The organism is Flavobacterium sp. xlx-214, assembly GCF_013874595.1.
Lineage (GTDB): Bacteria > Bacteroidota > Bacteroidia > Flavobacteriales > Flavobacteriaceae > Flavobacterium.
This window is the reverse complement of the sequence record NZ_CP059431.1, coordinates 1,660,390-1,676,862: the sequence shown is the minus strand read 5'-3', so window position 1 is coordinate 1,676,862 and position 16,473 is coordinate 1,660,390. Positions and strand designations below refer to the sequence as shown.

The 16,473-nt window shown below is 32.3% G+C and carries 13 protein-coding genes and 6 tRNA genes; 16 read left to right on the top strand and 3 right to left on the bottom strand.

Annotated elements, in window-relative coordinates:
* Positions 1-77 precede the first annotated feature (77 nt).
* The 9 genes from H1R17_RS07820 to H1R17_RS07780 all read left to right on the top strand — a co-directional run bounded on the left by H1R17_RS07820 (position 78) and on the right by H1R17_RS07780 (position 4,063).
* Positions 78-163 (top strand) — tRNA-Leu (locus H1R17_RS07820).
* A 29-nt stretch (positions 164-192) separates the two neighbouring features.
* Positions 193-265: transfer RNA gene (locus H1R17_RS07815), tRNA-Gly, on the top strand.
* A gap of 16 nt (positions 266-281) precedes the next feature.
* Positions 282-367 (top strand) — tRNA-Leu (locus H1R17_RS07810).
* 28 nt (positions 368-395) lie between these two features.
* Positions 396-468 (top strand) — tRNA-Gly (locus H1R17_RS07805).
* Between the two features lie 16 nt (positions 469-484).
* A tRNA-Leu gene (locus tag H1R17_RS07800) sits at positions 485-570 on the top strand.
* Positions 571-614: 44 nt separating this feature from the next.
* Positions 615-700: transfer RNA gene (locus H1R17_RS07795), tRNA-Leu, on the top strand.
* A gap of 152 nt (positions 701-852) precedes the next feature.
* Positions 853-3,270: a prolyl oligopeptidase family serine peptidase gene (locus tag H1R17_RS07790; RefSeq protein ID WP_163430090.1), complete on the top strand. Its 2,418-nt coding sequence runs from the start codon at positions 853-855 to the stop codon at positions 3,268-3,270.
* Positions 3,271-3,361: 91 nt separating this feature from the next.
* Positions 3,362-3,643 (top strand): hypothetical protein, encoded by a 282-nt coding sequence (locus tag H1R17_RS07785; protein ID WP_163430091.1) that lies wholly within the window; start codon positions 3,362-3,364, stop codon positions 3,641-3,643.
* Between the two features lie 69 nt (positions 3,644-3,712).
* Positions 3,713-4,063: a hypothetical protein gene (locus tag H1R17_RS07780; protein ID WP_163430092.1), complete on the top strand. Its 351-nt coding sequence runs from the start codon at positions 3,713-3,715 to the stop codon at positions 4,061-4,063.
* A 201-nt stretch (positions 4,064-4,264) separates the two neighbouring features.
* On the opposite strand, the gene H1R17_RS07775 is transcribed toward H1R17_RS07780, so the two are convergent.
* Positions 4,265-5,197, bottom strand: a complete 933-nt coding sequence (locus H1R17_RS07775) for a peptidylprolyl isomerase (protein WP_163430093.1) — start codon at positions 5,195-5,197, stop codon at positions 4,265-4,267.
* A 99-nt stretch (positions 5,198-5,296) separates the two neighbouring features.
* Between H1R17_RS07775 and trmD the strand changes: the two genes are divergently transcribed.
* The 3 genes from trmD (at position 5,297) to rplS (ending at position 7,427) form a co-directional block, all read left to right on the top strand.
* Entirely contained in the window at positions 5,297-5,977 is a 681-nt protein-coding gene (gene trmD, locus H1R17_RS07770) for a tRNA (guanosine(37)-N1)-methyltransferase TrmD (RefSeq protein ID WP_163430094.1), read from the top strand.
* A 72-nt stretch (positions 5,978-6,049) separates the two neighbouring features.
* A complete protein-coding gene (locus H1R17_RS07765) occupies positions 6,050-6,910 on the top strand; it encodes a TraB/GumN family protein (RefSeq protein WP_163430095.1) in 861 nt (286 codons plus the stop codon).
* 160 nt (positions 6,911-7,070) lie between these two features.
* The gene (rplS, locus tag H1R17_RS07760; RefSeq protein ID WP_163430096.1) at positions 7,071-7,427 is read left to right on the top strand and encodes a 50S ribosomal protein L19; all 357 of its coding nucleotides are present in this window, start codon (positions 7,071-7,073) and stop codon (positions 7,425-7,427) included.
* A gap of 69 nt (positions 7,428-7,496) precedes the next feature.
* On the opposite strand, the gene H1R17_RS07755 is transcribed toward rplS, so the two are convergent.
* Together H1R17_RS07755 and H1R17_RS07750 are read right to left on the bottom strand one after the other, a co-directional pair.
* Entirely contained in the window at positions 7,497-8,207 is a 711-nt protein-coding gene (locus tag H1R17_RS07755) for a DUF4369 domain-containing protein (RefSeq protein ID WP_163430097.1), read from the bottom strand.
* A 1-nt stretch (position 8,208) separates the two neighbouring features.
* The gene (locus H1R17_RS07750; RefSeq protein WP_163430098.1) at positions 8,209-8,532 is read right to left on the bottom strand and encodes a YbaB/EbfC family nucleoid-associated protein; all 324 of its coding nucleotides are present in this window, start codon (positions 8,530-8,532) and stop codon (positions 8,209-8,211) included.
* 134 nt (positions 8,533-8,666) lie between these two features.
* Here H1R17_RS07750 and H1R17_RS07745 point away from each other — a divergent pair, with 134 nt between their 5' ends.
* From H1R17_RS07745 to H1R17_RS07730, 4 genes are all read left to right on the top strand, one after another.
* Positions 8,667-10,730, top strand: coding sequence for a S9 family peptidase (locus H1R17_RS07745; RefSeq protein ID WP_163430099.1), 2,064 nt, complete (start codon positions 8,667-8,669; stop codon positions 10,728-10,730).
* A gap of 71 nt (positions 10,731-10,801) precedes the next feature.
* Positions 10,802-11,839: a PLP-dependent cysteine synthase family protein gene (locus H1R17_RS07740; RefSeq protein WP_163430100.1), complete on the top strand. Its 1,038-nt coding sequence runs from the start codon at positions 10,802-10,804 to the stop codon at positions 11,837-11,839.
* Positions 11,840-11,927: 88 nt separating this feature from the next.
* Positions 11,928-12,803: an ABC transporter ATP-binding protein gene (locus H1R17_RS07735; protein ID WP_163430101.1), complete on the top strand. Its 876-nt coding sequence runs from the start codon at positions 11,928-11,930 to the stop codon at positions 12,801-12,803.
* Positions 12,803-16,450 carry a M1 family aminopeptidase gene (locus tag H1R17_RS07730; RefSeq protein ID WP_163430102.1) on the top strand — a complete coding sequence of 1,216 codons (3,648 nt, stop codon included), beginning with the start codon at positions 12,803-12,805 and terminating at the stop codon, positions 16,448-16,450. Before H1R17_RS07735 ends, H1R17_RS07730 begins: the two co-directional genes overlap by 1 nt.
* Positions 16,451-16,473: the final 23 nt, after the last annotated feature.

Genomic DNA, 16,473 nt, shown 5'->3' with positions numbered 1-16,473 from the left:
TGTACAATAAAATAAACATACTATATTTGCACTCGCAATACAGCAGTATTGCTACGTTCATGTAAGCAATGAAAATTGCTCGAGTGGTGGAATTGGTAGACACGCTGGACTTAAAATCCAGTGAGCAGTAATGCTCGTGCGGGTTCAAGTCCCGCCTTGAGTACAAAAAAAAGTTCTTTAAAAAAATGCAATGCGAAAATAGCTCAGTTGGTAGAGCGCAACCTTGCCAAGGTTGAGGTCGCGGGTTCGAACCCCGTTTTTCGCTCTAAAACACAATTATTGCTCGAGTGGTGGAATTGGTAGACACGCTGGACTTAAAATCCAGTGAACAGTAATGTTCGTGCGGGTTCAAGTCCCGCCTTGAGTACAAAAAAACAAGTTCTTTTAAAAATTATGCGAAAATAGCTCAGTTGGTAGAGCGCAACCTTGCCAAGGTTGAGGTCGCGGGTTCGAACCCCGTTTTTCGCTCAAAATCTATTTATCTGCTCGAGTGGTGGAATTGGTAGACACGCTGGACTTAAAATCCAGTGAGCAGTAATGCTCGTGCGGGTTCAAGTCCCGCCTTGAGTACAAAGACTCATGGTCATTAAAAGCTTTTAAATAGATTTTCACTCGCTCGAGTGGTGGAATTGGTAGACACGCTGGACTTAAAATCCAGTGAGCAGTAATGTTCGTGCGGGTTCAAGTCCCGCCTTGAGTACAAAAAAACCTGAATTGAAAAATTCAGGTTTTTTTTATTTTATCTCTTACCTTTAAATACAATCAAACTAAAACTTAAAAAAGTCTTAAAAATACAAAGTCTTGTTAAAGTATAGCCTATTTGGTTATTTTTGTAGAAATCAATATTAAAACATGAAAAAAATTAAACTTACCCTTTTTGCACTAATTTTAGCCACAACAACTATGCTAGGACAAGAAAATGTAACCTATCAAAAACCATCAAAAGAGATTTTGCAGTTAGCCGATTTTGAAAGAGCACCATCGGTTTCTATGAACTCTAAAAAAGATTGGATGCTTCTTACTTATAGAAACACTTATAAATCGTTAGATGAATTAAATAAAGACGAATTACGTTTAGGAGGTTTACGTATTGATCCTAACACTAATATAGCAAGTACAACTACCTTTATTAACAATTTAAAAGTTAAAAAAGTAAGCGATAAAAACGATACGCAAGTTAAAGGATTACCTGCAAATGCTTTGATAAGTAATTTAACTTGGTCTCCTGATGAAACCAAATTAGCTTTTACCAATACCACAGCAACAGGTAACGAATTATGGATTGTTGAGTTACAAACTGCAACTGCAACCAAATTAACCGATGCTGTTTTAAATGCCAATTTAGGCAACCCTATTACCTGGTACAAAAACGGAAACGAATTGTTAATTAAGGTAATTCCTGCTAACAAAGCGGCTATTATTGACGCTTCTAAAGCAATTCCTAAAGGACCTATTGTATCAGAATCGCAAGAAGGAGTTGTTTCGCAAAACAGAACCTATCAAGATTTATTAAAAAACAAAACCGACGAAACTAATTTTGAAAACATTGTAACTTCAGAATTATACACGATTGATTTAAAAGGAAACAAAAAGCTTTTTAAACCTGCTAATTTGTATGCAGGTGAAACTTTTTCGCCAGACGGAAACTATATTTTATTAACTACCATTCAAAAACCTTTTTCGTATTTGGTGCCTTTAAGTCGTTTTCCTATGAAAACTGTTGCTTATAATACAAGCGGTAAAGAAATTGCTTTGGTAAATGATGTGCCTTTAAGCGAAATTATGCCAAAAGGTTTTATGGCGGTACGCGAAGGTAAACGCAGTATGAGTTGGAGAGCTGATAAACCTGCGTCGTTATTTTTTGTTGAAGCTTTAGATGGTGGTGATCCTGCAACCAAAGTAGAACATCGCGATGCTTTATATACTTGGGATGCACCTTTTAACAATGCACCTGAATTGCTTACTAAAACACCACAACGTTTTGGAGGTATTTTTTGGGGCGATGATGAAACGGCAATTGTGTACGATCAATGGTACGATACCCGTAACATGAAAACCTATTTATTTAATCCTTCGAAAAAATCGGAATTAAAAACAATTTGGGATCGTAACTATCAAGATATCTACAGCGATCCAGGTGATTTTCAAACCAAGAAAAATCAATACGGTCGTTACACTTTACAAAAAGACAATGGCAAATTATTTTTAATTGGTGAAGGACACACCAAAGAAGGTCAATTTCCTTTCATTGATCAGTTTGATTTGAATTCTTTGAAAACAGAACGTTTGTATCAATCAAACGCAAAAGATCAAATCGAATCCATTTCTGAAATCATCGATGCTAAAAAAGGTGAAATTTTAGTAAACATTCAATCTAAAAACGATTATCCAAACTATTATTTCCGTAACATCAAATCTAAAAAAGGATTACAACAAATAACACATAATAAAAATCCGTTTGAAAGTATTAAAGATGTTCATAAAGAAGTGATTAAATACAAACGTAAAGACGGTGTAGAATTATCGGGAACTTTGTATTTACCAGCAGGTTTTGATCGAAAAAATCCTAAACAAAAATTACCTTTATTAATTTGGGCATATCCTGCTGAGTATAAAGATAAAAACAGTGCAGGACAATCATCGGCAAACCCTAACGAATTTACGTTTCCTTACTACGGATCTTTTGTTTATTGGGCTGCTAAAGGATATGCAGTGTTAGACGATGCTGCTTTCCCAATTATTGGCGAAGGTGATCAAGAACCAAATGATACGTTTATTGAGCAATTAGCTATGAATGCGGAAGCTGCTATTGATGCTGTGGATAAATTAGGTTACATTGACAGAACACGTGTTGGTGTTGGCGGACATTCATACGGAGCTTTTATGACAGCTAACTTATTATCGCATACCAACTTATTTGCTTGTGGTATTGCACGTTCGGGTGCTTATAATAGAACATTAACACCGTTTGGTTTTCAAAGTGAGCAACGTAATTATTGGGAAGTACCAAATGTTTACAATGGTATGTCGCCTTTTATGAACGCCGAAAAAATGAAAACACCTATGTTATTAGTTCACGGTGAAGCCGATAATAACCCTGGTACGTTTACTTTACAAACCGAGCGTTATTACCAAGCGTTAAAAGGTTTAGGCGCACCTGTACGTATGGTCATTTTACCAAAAGAAAGTCATAGCTATGTGGCTAAAGAAAACATTTTACATTTGCTTTGGGAACAAGAACAGTTTTTAGATAAACATTTAAAAAAGTAAATAAAGCTATTAAACCGTCTTTTTAAGACGGTTTTTTTATTATTGTATAAATAAAAAAGCTAATTTCATTTAATAAAAATACTTTTCTCAAATGCTTTACAAGATAATTTTAAGTGCTTTTTTGATTTTTCCAATCTTCTTAAGCGCACAAGAAAGTAAGAACGATACCCTTTTTCTAGAAAAAAGTGCTAAAGAAGGCAGTTTGCAAAGTGTTTATTTTGATACTAATGAAAACAGCGAAGCATATAATGAAATTTCGAATTTTGATTTTGATGAATTCGATGAGCAATCATATCAATCTTCTTTCGATTATTTAAGAGAAAGCAATGTAAAAATCACAAAGCAAAAAATCATTCTACCTATAAAAAAATAGATTATTTTACATCAGTATAAAAACAAACTGTATGCTTATAAACCATGCGACTTTTTTAATCACTATCAAGTGTCAATAACCGATTCGGTTTATATTGATTATGCAGGCGAAGGTCCAATTGCAAATAAAATAGTGTCACAAAAAAAGATAAATAATAATACCTACAAATTCCATTTAAACGGTGTGTTTGGTACCAATAGAATTTTAACTATTAAATTGATTAATCAAGAAAAAGGAATTGCTATTTTTAAAGAACAAAACGGCAACGATTTAATAGAGTATGTAATGATTGATGTTACAAAAATTAAGAAAGTACCTTTAATTGTAAACCGATGTGATGTTCACAAACAACAAGAATTTGAATTTGACACTATTGATTTTGAAAAATTATACAAAGATTCCATTGATACAAATAACTAATGCAAAACTAAAAACAGTTGTTTTAATTGGTCTTATTGCCTTTATTTCTTGTAAAAAAGAAGTATCTCATACGATTTATGAGGAAGATATAGAAATGAATGTGCAACCTGAAATGGAGTACAGCACTTTTAAAAAAAACATTACATCCCAAAAAGCTTTATTAAAAAAGGAGTACAAAATTATGTACTCCTTTTTTTATTACTATTTAACGTCTACTAATTCAACATCAAAAATTAAAGTTGCATTTGGTGGAATAACGCCACCTGCACCACGTGAACCATATCCTAATTGAGACGGAATTACAAAACGAGCTTTATCGCCAACGTTTAATAACATAATTCCTTCATCCCATCCTTCAATTACTTGACCAACTCCTACAGTAAAATCAATTGGCTTTTTACGTTTATAAGAATTATCAAACTCAGTACCGTTTAATAATTGTCCTTTGTAATGAACCGATACTTTACTTCCTTTTGTAGCACGGTTGCCAGAACCACGCTGAATAAATTGGTAACGTAAACCACTTTCAGTACTTTCAAAACCTGCTGCAACTTTATCTAATTCTGCTGCCATAGCTGCTTTTTCAGCTTCTAATCTTTTCATACGCGATCCTTCAAAAGTTCTAAAAGCCTCAACCGCATTCCATTTTTGCGCCTCATCTCCTACTCTAATAATTTCTACTTTGTCCATTGTATCACCTGGTTCAACAGCATCAACAACATCTTGTCCTTCAACTACATGTCCAAAAACAGTATGGTTATTATCTAACCAAGGTGTTGCAATATGTGTAATAAAAAACTGAGAACCGTTGGTTCCTGGCCCTGCATTTGCCATTGAAAGCACGCCTGGTGTATCGTGTTTTAATTCAGGATGGAACTCATCGTCAAATTTATAACCTGGATCACCCGTACCAGAACCTTGAGGACATCCACCTTGAATCATAAAATCATTTATAACACGGTGAAAAGTTAATCCATCGTAATACGGTTTTCCTTGTACACGAGCCTTATTTTCTAAATTTCCTTCTGCTAAAGCAACAAAATTACCTACAGTTCCAGGTGTTTTATCATGAGTTAATTTAACTAAAATTTCACCTTTTGGAGTAGTAAACTTTGCATAAATTCCGTTTTCCATATCTAATTTCTATGTTTTTATATTGAAACTACAAATATAAGCTAATTCTAAAGGATTAACTGATAAAGAAATTGTAATTTTGCACCAAATACTTTATTAATGAGAATTGATATAATTACCGTTTTACCAGAATTAATAAAAAGTCCGTTTGAAGCATCCATTTTAAAAAGGGCTATTGCAAAAGGATTGGTTGAAGTACACTTTCATAACTTAAGAGATTATAGCACTAACAAACATAAAAATGTTGATGATTATCAATTTGGTGGTGGTGCAGGTATGGTAATGAGTATAGAACCCATTGATAAATGTATTAGCCAGCTAAAAAATGAGCGTACTTATGACGAAGTTATTTACATGACGCCTGATGGTGCTACACTAAATCAATCTATGGCAAATAACATGTCTATGCTAGAAAACATTATTATTCTTTGTGGGCATTATAAAGGAGTTGATCAACGCGTTCGCGATCATTTTATTACGAAAGAAATTTCTATCGGCGATTATGTTTTATCGGGTGGTGAATTAGGAGCTGCCATTTTATGCGATACAATCATTCGTTTAATTCCGGGGGTTTTATCAAACGAAACTTCGGCTTTAACAGATAGTTTTCAAGATAATTTACTAGCTCCGCCCATTTATACACGTCCGGCTGAATACAAAGGATGGAAAGTGCCTGATATTTTGTTAAGTGGAAATTTTCCTGAAATTGAAAAGTGGCGCGAAGAAAAAGCATACGAGCATACACAAAATAGACGCCCTGATTTATTAGAAGATAATTAATCCAACTGTTAAAGTTGGATTTTTTTGTAACAATCAACAGAGGATACTTACTTACCTTTAAAAACAATTGACATGAAAAATATATTTAAAAGTATTGCTGTATGCGCCCTAACAATGTGTTCTTTTCTTGGAAATGCACAAACAGAAAATAGTTTGTTATGGGAAATTTCAGGTAACGGTTTAAAAAAGCCATCGTACGTTTTTGGAACCATCCATATGATTTGTAATGATGACTACATCATGACTGATAAAATTCAAAACACGTTGAAAAATGTAGATGCTTATTATGCTGAAATTAATTTTGGCGATCCTAACGCAATGGCAGTACTTCAACAAGCAATGATGAGCAACGTGCCTCTTTCTAAGCGTTTAACTGCTGATAAATATAATGAATTAAAGCAATTACTTAAAGAAGTTGTTGATATAGATATTGCTCAACTAGAAAATTTTTCAGAATCGGCAATAGTTAGTATGGTTAGTGTTAAAGCTTTTACTTGTACCGATTTTAGGATGTACGAAATGGAGTTTCTTCAATCAGCAATGGCGCAACAAAAGAAATTAGGTGGTTTGGAAACAGTTGAAGAACAATTGGAAATCATGTCTAAATCATTAGGAACCGATGCTGTAATACAAATGTTACAAGACATGAAGAAAGAAGGATTTGAAAGCACCAAAAAAATGGTTGAACTTTACAAATCTCAAAACATTAACGGTTTGTATGATTATATGAAGAAAAGCAGTTATATGACAGATTATGTATATAACGAAATGCTTACAAAACGCAATCATAAATGGATTAATGAAATGCCCGAAATGATGCAAACCGAATCGGTGTTTTTTGCTGTAGGTGCAGCGCATTTAGGTGGTAATCATGGTGTTTTAAAACTATTAAAAGAAAAAGGATACACTGTAAAACCTATCAACATACAATAAATTGCTTTGTTACAGTTAGTTAAACAAGTAAATATTTAGCAAATTATACAAAAAATATTTGTTTTGTATTTTAATAAATACTTATATTTGCCCCACTTTTGGATTAACCTCTGGCGAAAACCGTGCATGTTGGTTTGAATTAACTTAAAAAATATTTACAATGTCTTTAGATTTAGTAAAATTCGTACAAGACGAATTCGTTACAAAAAAAGATTTCCCTGATTTTAAAGCGGGTGACACTATTACTGTTTACTACGAAATTAAAGAGGGTGACAAAACTAGAACTCAGTTCTTTAAAGGAGTAGTTATTCAAAGAAGAGGTAGCGGAAGCACTGAAACTTTTACTATTCGTAAAATGTCTGGTAACGTTGGTGTAGAGCGTATCTTCCCTATTAACATGCCAGCTTTACAAAAAGTTGAGTTGAACCAAAGAGGTAAAGTTCGTAGAGCTCGTATTTTCTACTTCAGAGAACTTACTGGTAAAAAAGCTAAAATTAAAGAATTACGTAGAAAGTAATCTTTTAATTAAGATCATAAAAAACTCCAATCAATTGATTGGAGTTTTTTTATTACTGTTTTCTTCCGATTATTGCTTCTTAATCAACTCTAAATAATCTTTTAAAATAACACCGTATTTACTTTTAGCAACTTCTGGCGTTAAATTTCCGTAAATAGTGTCTAGGTATTTGTTATTTATAGTTGCAACATCAGTTAAAGTAACATAAGGAGCTACTTCGTTTTTATTGTTTTTTAAAGCAAAATTCACTGCATTTAAATAAACTCGACTTGTTGTACGCTGTATTGCCTTATCTAAACTATCAGCTTTAACAGTAAGTTTGCTTTTTTGAGCTAAAAGCATTTCTTTAATTAAAACGTTTTGCTTGTTGGTAATTACTGCTTTTGCTTTTAAATATTTAGTGAATAATTCTTGATTTTTAGAACCTTCAACAGTAGCTCCACTAGAAAAATTATCTAATGAACTGTTTATTTTTAAATTTCCTGGTTCTGCAAAAAACAAAATCAAATTATCTACAGATTGCGATGTTCCTCTATTTAAACCTAAATACAAAACTTCGGGCTCTTTTAAATCAAAACTACTCTCAAAAGTCGATTTTCCGTTTAAAACAATACTATCCAAAGTAACCAATGTACTATCGTTTACTTGTTGTATGTACAAGGTACCTTGTTTTAATCCTTTAATTTCACCTGTAATGTGTGTATTACCACTTTTAGTATCCTTATTACAAGAAACAAATCCAAAAGCAGCAACTAAACCTATATAAAATATCTTTTTCATTTTACTTAAATAAATCCATTCCAGGAATATTAGGCATACCATCTTTGGCAGCAGCAGCTAATTCAGCTTCGTTTATTGCGCCCGCTTTTTCTAAAGCTTTGTTTAATGTTAAAATTAAATAATCTTCTAACTGTTCTTTATCGCTTAATAATTCATCGCTTACCTCTAAAGATCTAATTTCTCTATTTGCTGTAACAGTTACTTTCAATAAACCATCGGCACTTTGCTCGTCAATTAAAACGGTATTTAATCTTTGCTTTGTTTCTTCTACTTTTTTTTGAGCTTCTTGAAGTTTCCCCATCATGCCCATTAAATCTCCAAACATATGTTTCTTTTTTAATAAAGTACAAAAATATCAATTTTCATTAAAATTGCTAATGAATCATTAGGAAACCATTCCTTATTTTATCGTTTGTTTTTGTTGTATTTTTGTCGACACCTTTTTAGTGAATAATAAATATGAGCAAAAATATTCAAGAACCTGTTGCTAAGATTATACCAACAGAGCTTACCAAACATAACGATATACGTACCGATAATTACTATTGGTTAAACGAACGCGAAAACAAAGAAGTAATTGCCTACTTAGAGGAAGAAAACAAGTATTACCAAGAGTTAACTGCGCATACGAAAGATTTTCAGAAAAATTTGTTTGATGAAATGAAAGCCCGAATTAAAGAAGACGATTCTTCGGTTCCGTATTTCTACAATGGTTATTGGTATTTAACGCGTTTTGAAACCGGAAAAGATTATCCTATTTACACACGTAAAAAAGGAAGTTTAGAGGCTGCAGAAGAAATTTTATTTGATTGTAACGAAATGGCTAAAGGACATTCGTATTTTCAATTAGGTGGTTTAAATATTAGTGATGACAATACTTTAGCCGCTTTTGGAGTTGATACTGTTTCGCGCAGAGAATACACTATCCAAATTAAAAATTTAGAAACGGGTGAAATTTTACCTGAAAAAATTGAAAAAACAACGGGAAGTAGTACTTGGGCTGCCGATAATAAATCGTTGTTCTATTCTAGAAAAGACGAACAAACATTACGTGCCGATCGTATTTTTAAGCATATTGTAGGAACCAATGTTACCAATGATACCCTTATTTTTACGGAAAAAGACGAAACTTTTTCTACCTACATTTACCGTTCAAAATCAAAAAAGTATTTAATTATTGGTTCAGAAAGCACCTTAACATCAGAATATCAAATTTTAGAAGCTACAAATCCCGAAGGTACTTTTAAAATATTTCAAAAACGTACGCGTGGTTTAGAGTATTCTGTTTCGCATTACAACAATCATTTTTACATTGTTACGAATAAAGACGAAGCTACGAACTTTAAATTGATGGTTACCCAAGAAGATAAAACAGCTAAAGAAAACTGGAAAGATTTAATTCCGCACAGAGAAGATGTTTTATTAGAAGGTATTGATATTTTTAAAGATTATTTGGTTATTTCTGAACGTTTTAATGGTTTATCGCATATTAAAATTCAACCATGGCAAAATCCTGAAGCTGCTTATTATTTACCTTTTAATAGTGAAACGTTTTCGGCTTATACTACCACAAATGTTGATTTTGACACCGAAATTTTACGTTACGGTTACCAATCATTAGCAACGCCTTCGTCAATTATTGATTTCAACATGCGTACGCAAGAAAAAGAAATCAAAAAAGAACAACAGGTATTAGGCGGCACGTTTGATAAAAACAATTATACTGAAGAACGTGTTTGGGCTACTGCGAATGATGGTACTAAAATTCCAATTTCGTTAGTTTACAAAAAAGATTTAAAAAAGGACGGAACTAATCCCCTACTTCAATATGCTTATGGATCGTACGGTTCAACCATGGAACCTTATTTTTCAAGTATCCGTTTAAGTTTATTAGATCGTGGTTTTATTTACGCTATTGCTCATATACGCGGTGGCGAAGATTTAGGCAGAGATTGGTATGAAAACGGTAAATTATTACACAAGAAAAATACTTTTACCGATTTTATTGATTGCTCTCAATTTTTAATCAATGAAAAATATACCTCACCACAACATTTGTATGCCGAAGGTGGTTCTGCTGGCGGTTTGTTAATGGGTGTTGTTTTAAATGAGGCTCCTGAATTATACAACGGCGTAATTGCACAAGTACCTTTTGTTGATGTGGTTACTACTATGCTTGATGATTCTATTCCGTTAACCACTGGTGAATACGATGAATGGGGCAATCCTAACGAAAAAGAGTATTACGATTATATGAAATCATACTCACCATATGATAACGTAAAAGCGCAAGATTATCCTAATTTATACATTTCTACAGGTTTTCACGATTCACAAGTACAATATTGGGAACCTGCAAAATGGATTGCTAAGTTGCGCACCCTAAGAACCAATAAAAATTTATTATTTTTAGACACCAATATGGATGCTGGCCATGGTGGCGCATCGGGCAGGTTTGAAGCATTGAAAGAAGTTGCTAAAGAATATGCGTTTCTTTTAGATTTAGAAGGAATCAATAAATAATTGCAAAAAAAGTAGTATTTTTGCAACGTGAAATAAAGCAATAAAAAATGCTTTAAAAACAAAGAAAAAAAATGAAAGAAGAGATCCAAGCTCATGAGAATATTTTAGATTTTGTTGGCAACACGCCACTTATTAAACTAAATAAAATTTCTCAGGGATTAACAGGTAACTTTTATGCTAAAGTGGAAGCTTTTAATCCGGGGCACTCATCTAAAGACCGTATTGCATTACATATTATTGAAGAAGCAGAGCGCAAAGGCATTTTAAAACCGGGTAGTATTATTGTTGAAACAACATCGGGTAACACAGGCTTTAGCATTGCTATGGTAAGTATTATTAAAGGGTACGAATGTATTTTGGCTGTTTCATCAAAATCGTCGCCAGATAAAATTGATATGTTAAAAGCAATGGGAGCCAAAGTATATGTTTGCCCAGCGAATGTATCAGCAGACGATCCACGCTCTTATTACAGTGTTGCAAAACGTATTCATCAAGAAACGGCTGGTTCTGTTTATATTAATCAGTATTTTAACGAATTAAATATCGATGCTCATTATAAAACCACAGGTCCTGAAATTTGGAAACAAACCAATGGAAAAATAACGCATTTAGTTGCTTGTTCTGGTACAGGCGGAACTATTTCAGGAACGGCTCGATTTTTAAAAGAGCAAAATACTAACATTCGTATTTTAGGAGTTGATGCTTTTGGGTCGGTTTTAAAGAAATTTCATGAAACGCATGAATTTGATCCTAAAGAAATTTATCCTTACCGAATTGAAGGAATGGGAAAAAATTTAATCCCTACCGCTACCGATTTTTCAGTTATCGATCAATTTGTAAAAGTAACCGATGAAGATGCAGCACACACCGCTAGAGAAATTTCTAAAACAGAAGGTCTTTTTGTTGGATATACATCAGGAGCCGCTTTTCAAGCAGTACGTCAATTTAATGCAGAAGGAGAATTTACATCAGACAGTAATGTAGTAGTGATTTTTCCTGATCACGGATCACGTTATATGAGTAAAATTTACAGCGATGACTGGATGCGTGAACAAGGCTTTTTTGACAATCAAAAAGTAGCACAAAATCAAATAGAATATATTAAATAATAAAAAAGAGAAGTAATCTTCTCTTTTTTTTATGCTTAAGTGTAACATATCGTTCCTAATGAATACTTATTAAAAAAACGATAAAGTTATGAGCTTAAAAATTTCAGGCTTAACCAAAACCTACAAAAACGGGGTTAAAGCATTAGACAATGTAAATTTAGAAATTGGTAAAGGTATGTTTGGCTTACTTGGTCCTAATGGTGCAGGTAAATCATCATTAATGCGTACCATTGCTACACTACAAACACCAAACAGCGGATCAATTACTTTTAATGATATTAATGTTTTAGAAGATAAAAACGGTTTAAGAAAAATTCTAGGTTACTTACCTCAAGAATTTGGTGTGTACCCTAACATGTCTGCAGAAACGTTATTAAATTATTTTGCACAATTAAAAGGTATTACCAATACGGCAGATCGTAAAAAAATTATTAAAGAGGTTTTAGAACTTACCAATTTGTACGATGTACGTAATAAAAGTGTAAGTGGCTACTCTGGCGGTATGAAACAGCGTTTTGGTATTGCGCAATTACTTTTAAACAATCCGCAATTAATTATTGTTGATGAGCCAACTGCTGGTTTAGATCCTGCAGAGCGTCATCGTTTCTTAAATGTTCTACGTGAAATTGGTGCCAACCATACTGTAATTTTCTCAACACATATTGTGGATGATGTTCGTGAATTATGTAACAATATTGCAATTTTAAACGGAGGTAAAATTTTGTTTGAAGGAACTCCTACAAGTGGCGAAGAATTATTAGATGGAAAAATTTGGCGCAGAACAATTGAACGTAATGAGTTTGATGAATACAACAAAATTCACAACATTATATCGTCTAATTTTAATCCAGACAATACATTAAATATACGTGTACATAGTGATGTGCAGCCAAACGAAACGTTTATACAGGCAAAACCTATTTTAGAAGACGTTTATTTTGTTTCATTAAAAGGCGATAAATAATGTTTGGAACCATTTTTAATTTCGAAACAAAACGCTGGTTCAAAAACTGGCAGTTTTACTTGTACTTTTTTATATTCTTTGCTTTGTCATTTGGAATTATGGCAGGAGCATCGGGATATTTTGATAGTTTCACTGTTACAACATCATCCGTTACTTATGTAAACTCGCCTATTGCTATTAATAGTTTAATGGGAGGTATTACCACTTTTTTAAATTTCATTATTCCCACCATAATTGGTGCAACGGTTTATAGAGATTTTAAATACAATACACATACCTTGTTGTATGCTTATCCATTTAACAAATTTCAATACTTAACAGGTAAGTTTTTTAGTGGTTTTTTAGTAACCTTTATCATTACTTTTTCTATTGGTTTAGGTTTTTTAATTGCATCGGTTTTACCATTTGCAAATCCAGATTTATTAGGCCCTATTAATTTATTAGCTTATTTTCAAAGTTACCTTGTATTTGTTTTACCCAATATATTCTTTATTGGTGCTTTAATTTTTATGATGGTTACTTTAACGCGTAATCAATATGTAGGCTTCATTTTTGTTGTTGTTTTATTGTTTATTCCTGCTATTATTAGCAGTATATCTAAAAATGTAGACGATAAATTTGTATACGCATTATTTGAACCTTTTGGTAATCATGCTCTAAGATATGTTACCCAATATTGGACAATAAATGAACAAAACACCTTATTAATTCCGTTAGATAAAGTTATTATTTACAACCGTTTAATTTGGATTGGTGTAGGTATTTTAGCTTTGGTAGCTACTTATTTCTCTTTTTCTTTTTCGCAATCACCAATTTCATTTGGCTTTAAGAAAAAAGGAGATCGTATTACAAAAAACAATTTTGGTAGTATTGTAAAAATCAATCTTCCTAAAGTTGCGCATAATTATTCATTTGTAGCTAACTTAAAAACAGCATTTAATTTATCTAAGTTTGAATTTCAATCAATTGTAAAGAATTGGATTTTCATTACTTTCATCATTATTTTGGTAATTTTCATCTTAATATCAAGCTATAGTTTAGGTGAAATGTACGGTACCAAAACGTATCCTGTTACTTGGAAAGTACTTCAATTAGTAAAAGGCAATATTAGTTTCTTCTTATCAATCCTTATTTATTTATTTGCGGGTGTTTTATTGAATAATGCATCCACATCTAGAATGAATTTATTAATTGATTCTACACCTGTACCTAACTGGAGTTTACTATTGTCAAAATTTATTGCTTTAGTAGAAATGGTTGCTGTTGTTTTCTTAATTGGAATTTTATCAGGCATCGCAATTCAATCATACTTAGGTTATTACAATTTCGAACTAGGTCAATACTTTACAGATTTCTTTGGTTTCCAATTAATTGAATACATTATAGTTATTCTTTTAGCCTTATTTATTCAAGGATTCTTTAGAAATTACTTTATTGGTTTCTTTGTTATTTTAATTGTACAATTTATTCCTTTAGCTTTAAATAAATTAGGAATTGAACAAGATGTTTTCCACTTTGGCTCAGGACCTGGTTATAGTTATTCTGATATGGATGGCTTTGGAATTGTACGTGGTTATTTTTACTACAAATTATACTGGTTACTTTTTGGTTTCTTCGTATATGGCTTAACCTTACTTTTCTGGAGACGCGGTATATTATCAGGCGCAAAAGAACGTTTACAGATATTTGCAAAACGTTTTAAAGCACCTATTGCAATACCATTAGTAGTTATTTTATTAGCCTTTTTTGGTTTAGGTTACGGTTTGTACTATCAAGAAACAAAATTAGAACCTTATTATACATCGCAAGAATACGAGCAACAAAGTGTTGATTTTGAGAAAAAATATAAAAAATTCGGAAAATATGCGCAACCTCGTATTGTTGATGTAAAAGTAGCAATGGATATTTATCCTTATGAGCGTAATTACAAAGCAGTTGTTGATTATGTAATGGTAAATAAATCAGACAAAGCAATTGATTCATTGTTCTTAAACTACGGTAAAAGCTTTAAAGCAATTAAATTTAACCGTGATTATCAATTAGTTTCTAAGGATACTGTGATGGATTTTGATATTTATCGATTAAATAATCCATTAAATCCTGGTGATTCTTTAAAAGTACAAATGGTTGTTGAAAATCAATCAAATACTTGGTTAAAAGATCGTTCGCCTATTATTCAAAACGGAACATTTGTAAATAACAGTATGTTTCCTTCGTTTGGATATAATGAAGATATAGAGTTACAAGACAACGATATTCGTAAAAAATACAACTTACCAGATCGTGAACGTATGCCAGAACCAAATGATCCTGAAGCTCGTAAAAACACATATATATCAAGCGATGCCGATTGGATTACGTTTGAAACAACTGTAAGTACAGCAGGTGATCAAACCGCTATTGCACCAGGATATTTACAAAAACAATGGCAAAAGGATGGTAGAAATTACTTCCATTATAAAATGGATCAAAAAATGTTGAATTTCTATGCATTCAATTCGGCTCGTTATGAAATAAAACGTGAAAAATGGAACAATCTTAATTTAGAAATCTACTATCAAAAAGGTCACGAATACAATTTAGACCGCATGATGGAAGCTTTAAAGAAATCATTGGCTTATTATTCTGAAAACTTTGGTCCATATCAGCACAAGCAAGCGCGTATCATTGAGTTTCCTAATACCATGGGAACCTTTGCTCAAGCATTTGCAAACACAATGCCTTTCTCTGAAGCTATTGGTTTTATTGCCGATGTAGATGAAGATGATCCAAACGGAGTAGATTATCCTTTCTCGGTTGTATCGCACGAAATGGCGCATCAATGGTGGGCGCATCAAGTAATTGGCGCTAATGTAAAAGGAGCAACATTACTTTCAGAATCTTTATCTGAATACAGTTCTTTAAAAGTTTTAGAAAAAGAATATGGTAAATTCCAAATGCGTAAATTCTTGAAAGATGCTTTAGAAGGATATTTAAAAGGAAGAACAAGAGAATGGAAAGAAGAGAATCCTTTAATGTACAACGAAAACCAACAGTACATTCATTACAAAAAAGGTTCTTTGGTATTATATGCAATGAGCGACTATTTAGGTGAGAAAAACTTTAATAACATGTTAAAAGAGTTTGTTTCTAAAGTTAAGTTTCAAGATGCTCCTTATACTAATTCAATTGAATTTGTAAACCATTTAAAATCACATACGCCAGATAGTTTACAATATTTAGTTAACGATATGTTTGAAACCATTACTTTATACGATAATAAAGTAGAAAATGTAGTAGTTAAGCCTTTAAGTGGTGGTAAATATCAAGTAGATATTACTTTTAATGTGTCTAAGTACAAAACATCTTCTAAAGGAGAACAAGTATATAAAGATGCTCAAGGGAAAACATTAACTACCAAAATAGGTAAAGATGATGTAAAATCATATCCGTTAAAAGATTATGTTGAAGTTGGTGTTTTTGGCGCTAAAAAAGTAAAAGGCAAACACGAATATGAAAACGAGTTGTACAATAAAAAATACTTGATTGATAAAATAAATAATAAAGTAAGTATTATTGTAAATGAAAAACCGTTTGAAGTGGGCGTTGATCCTTATAACAAATTAATAGACCGAGATTCTAACGACAATCGTAAAAAAGTAAATTAATAAAAAACAGCCACTCAATGAGT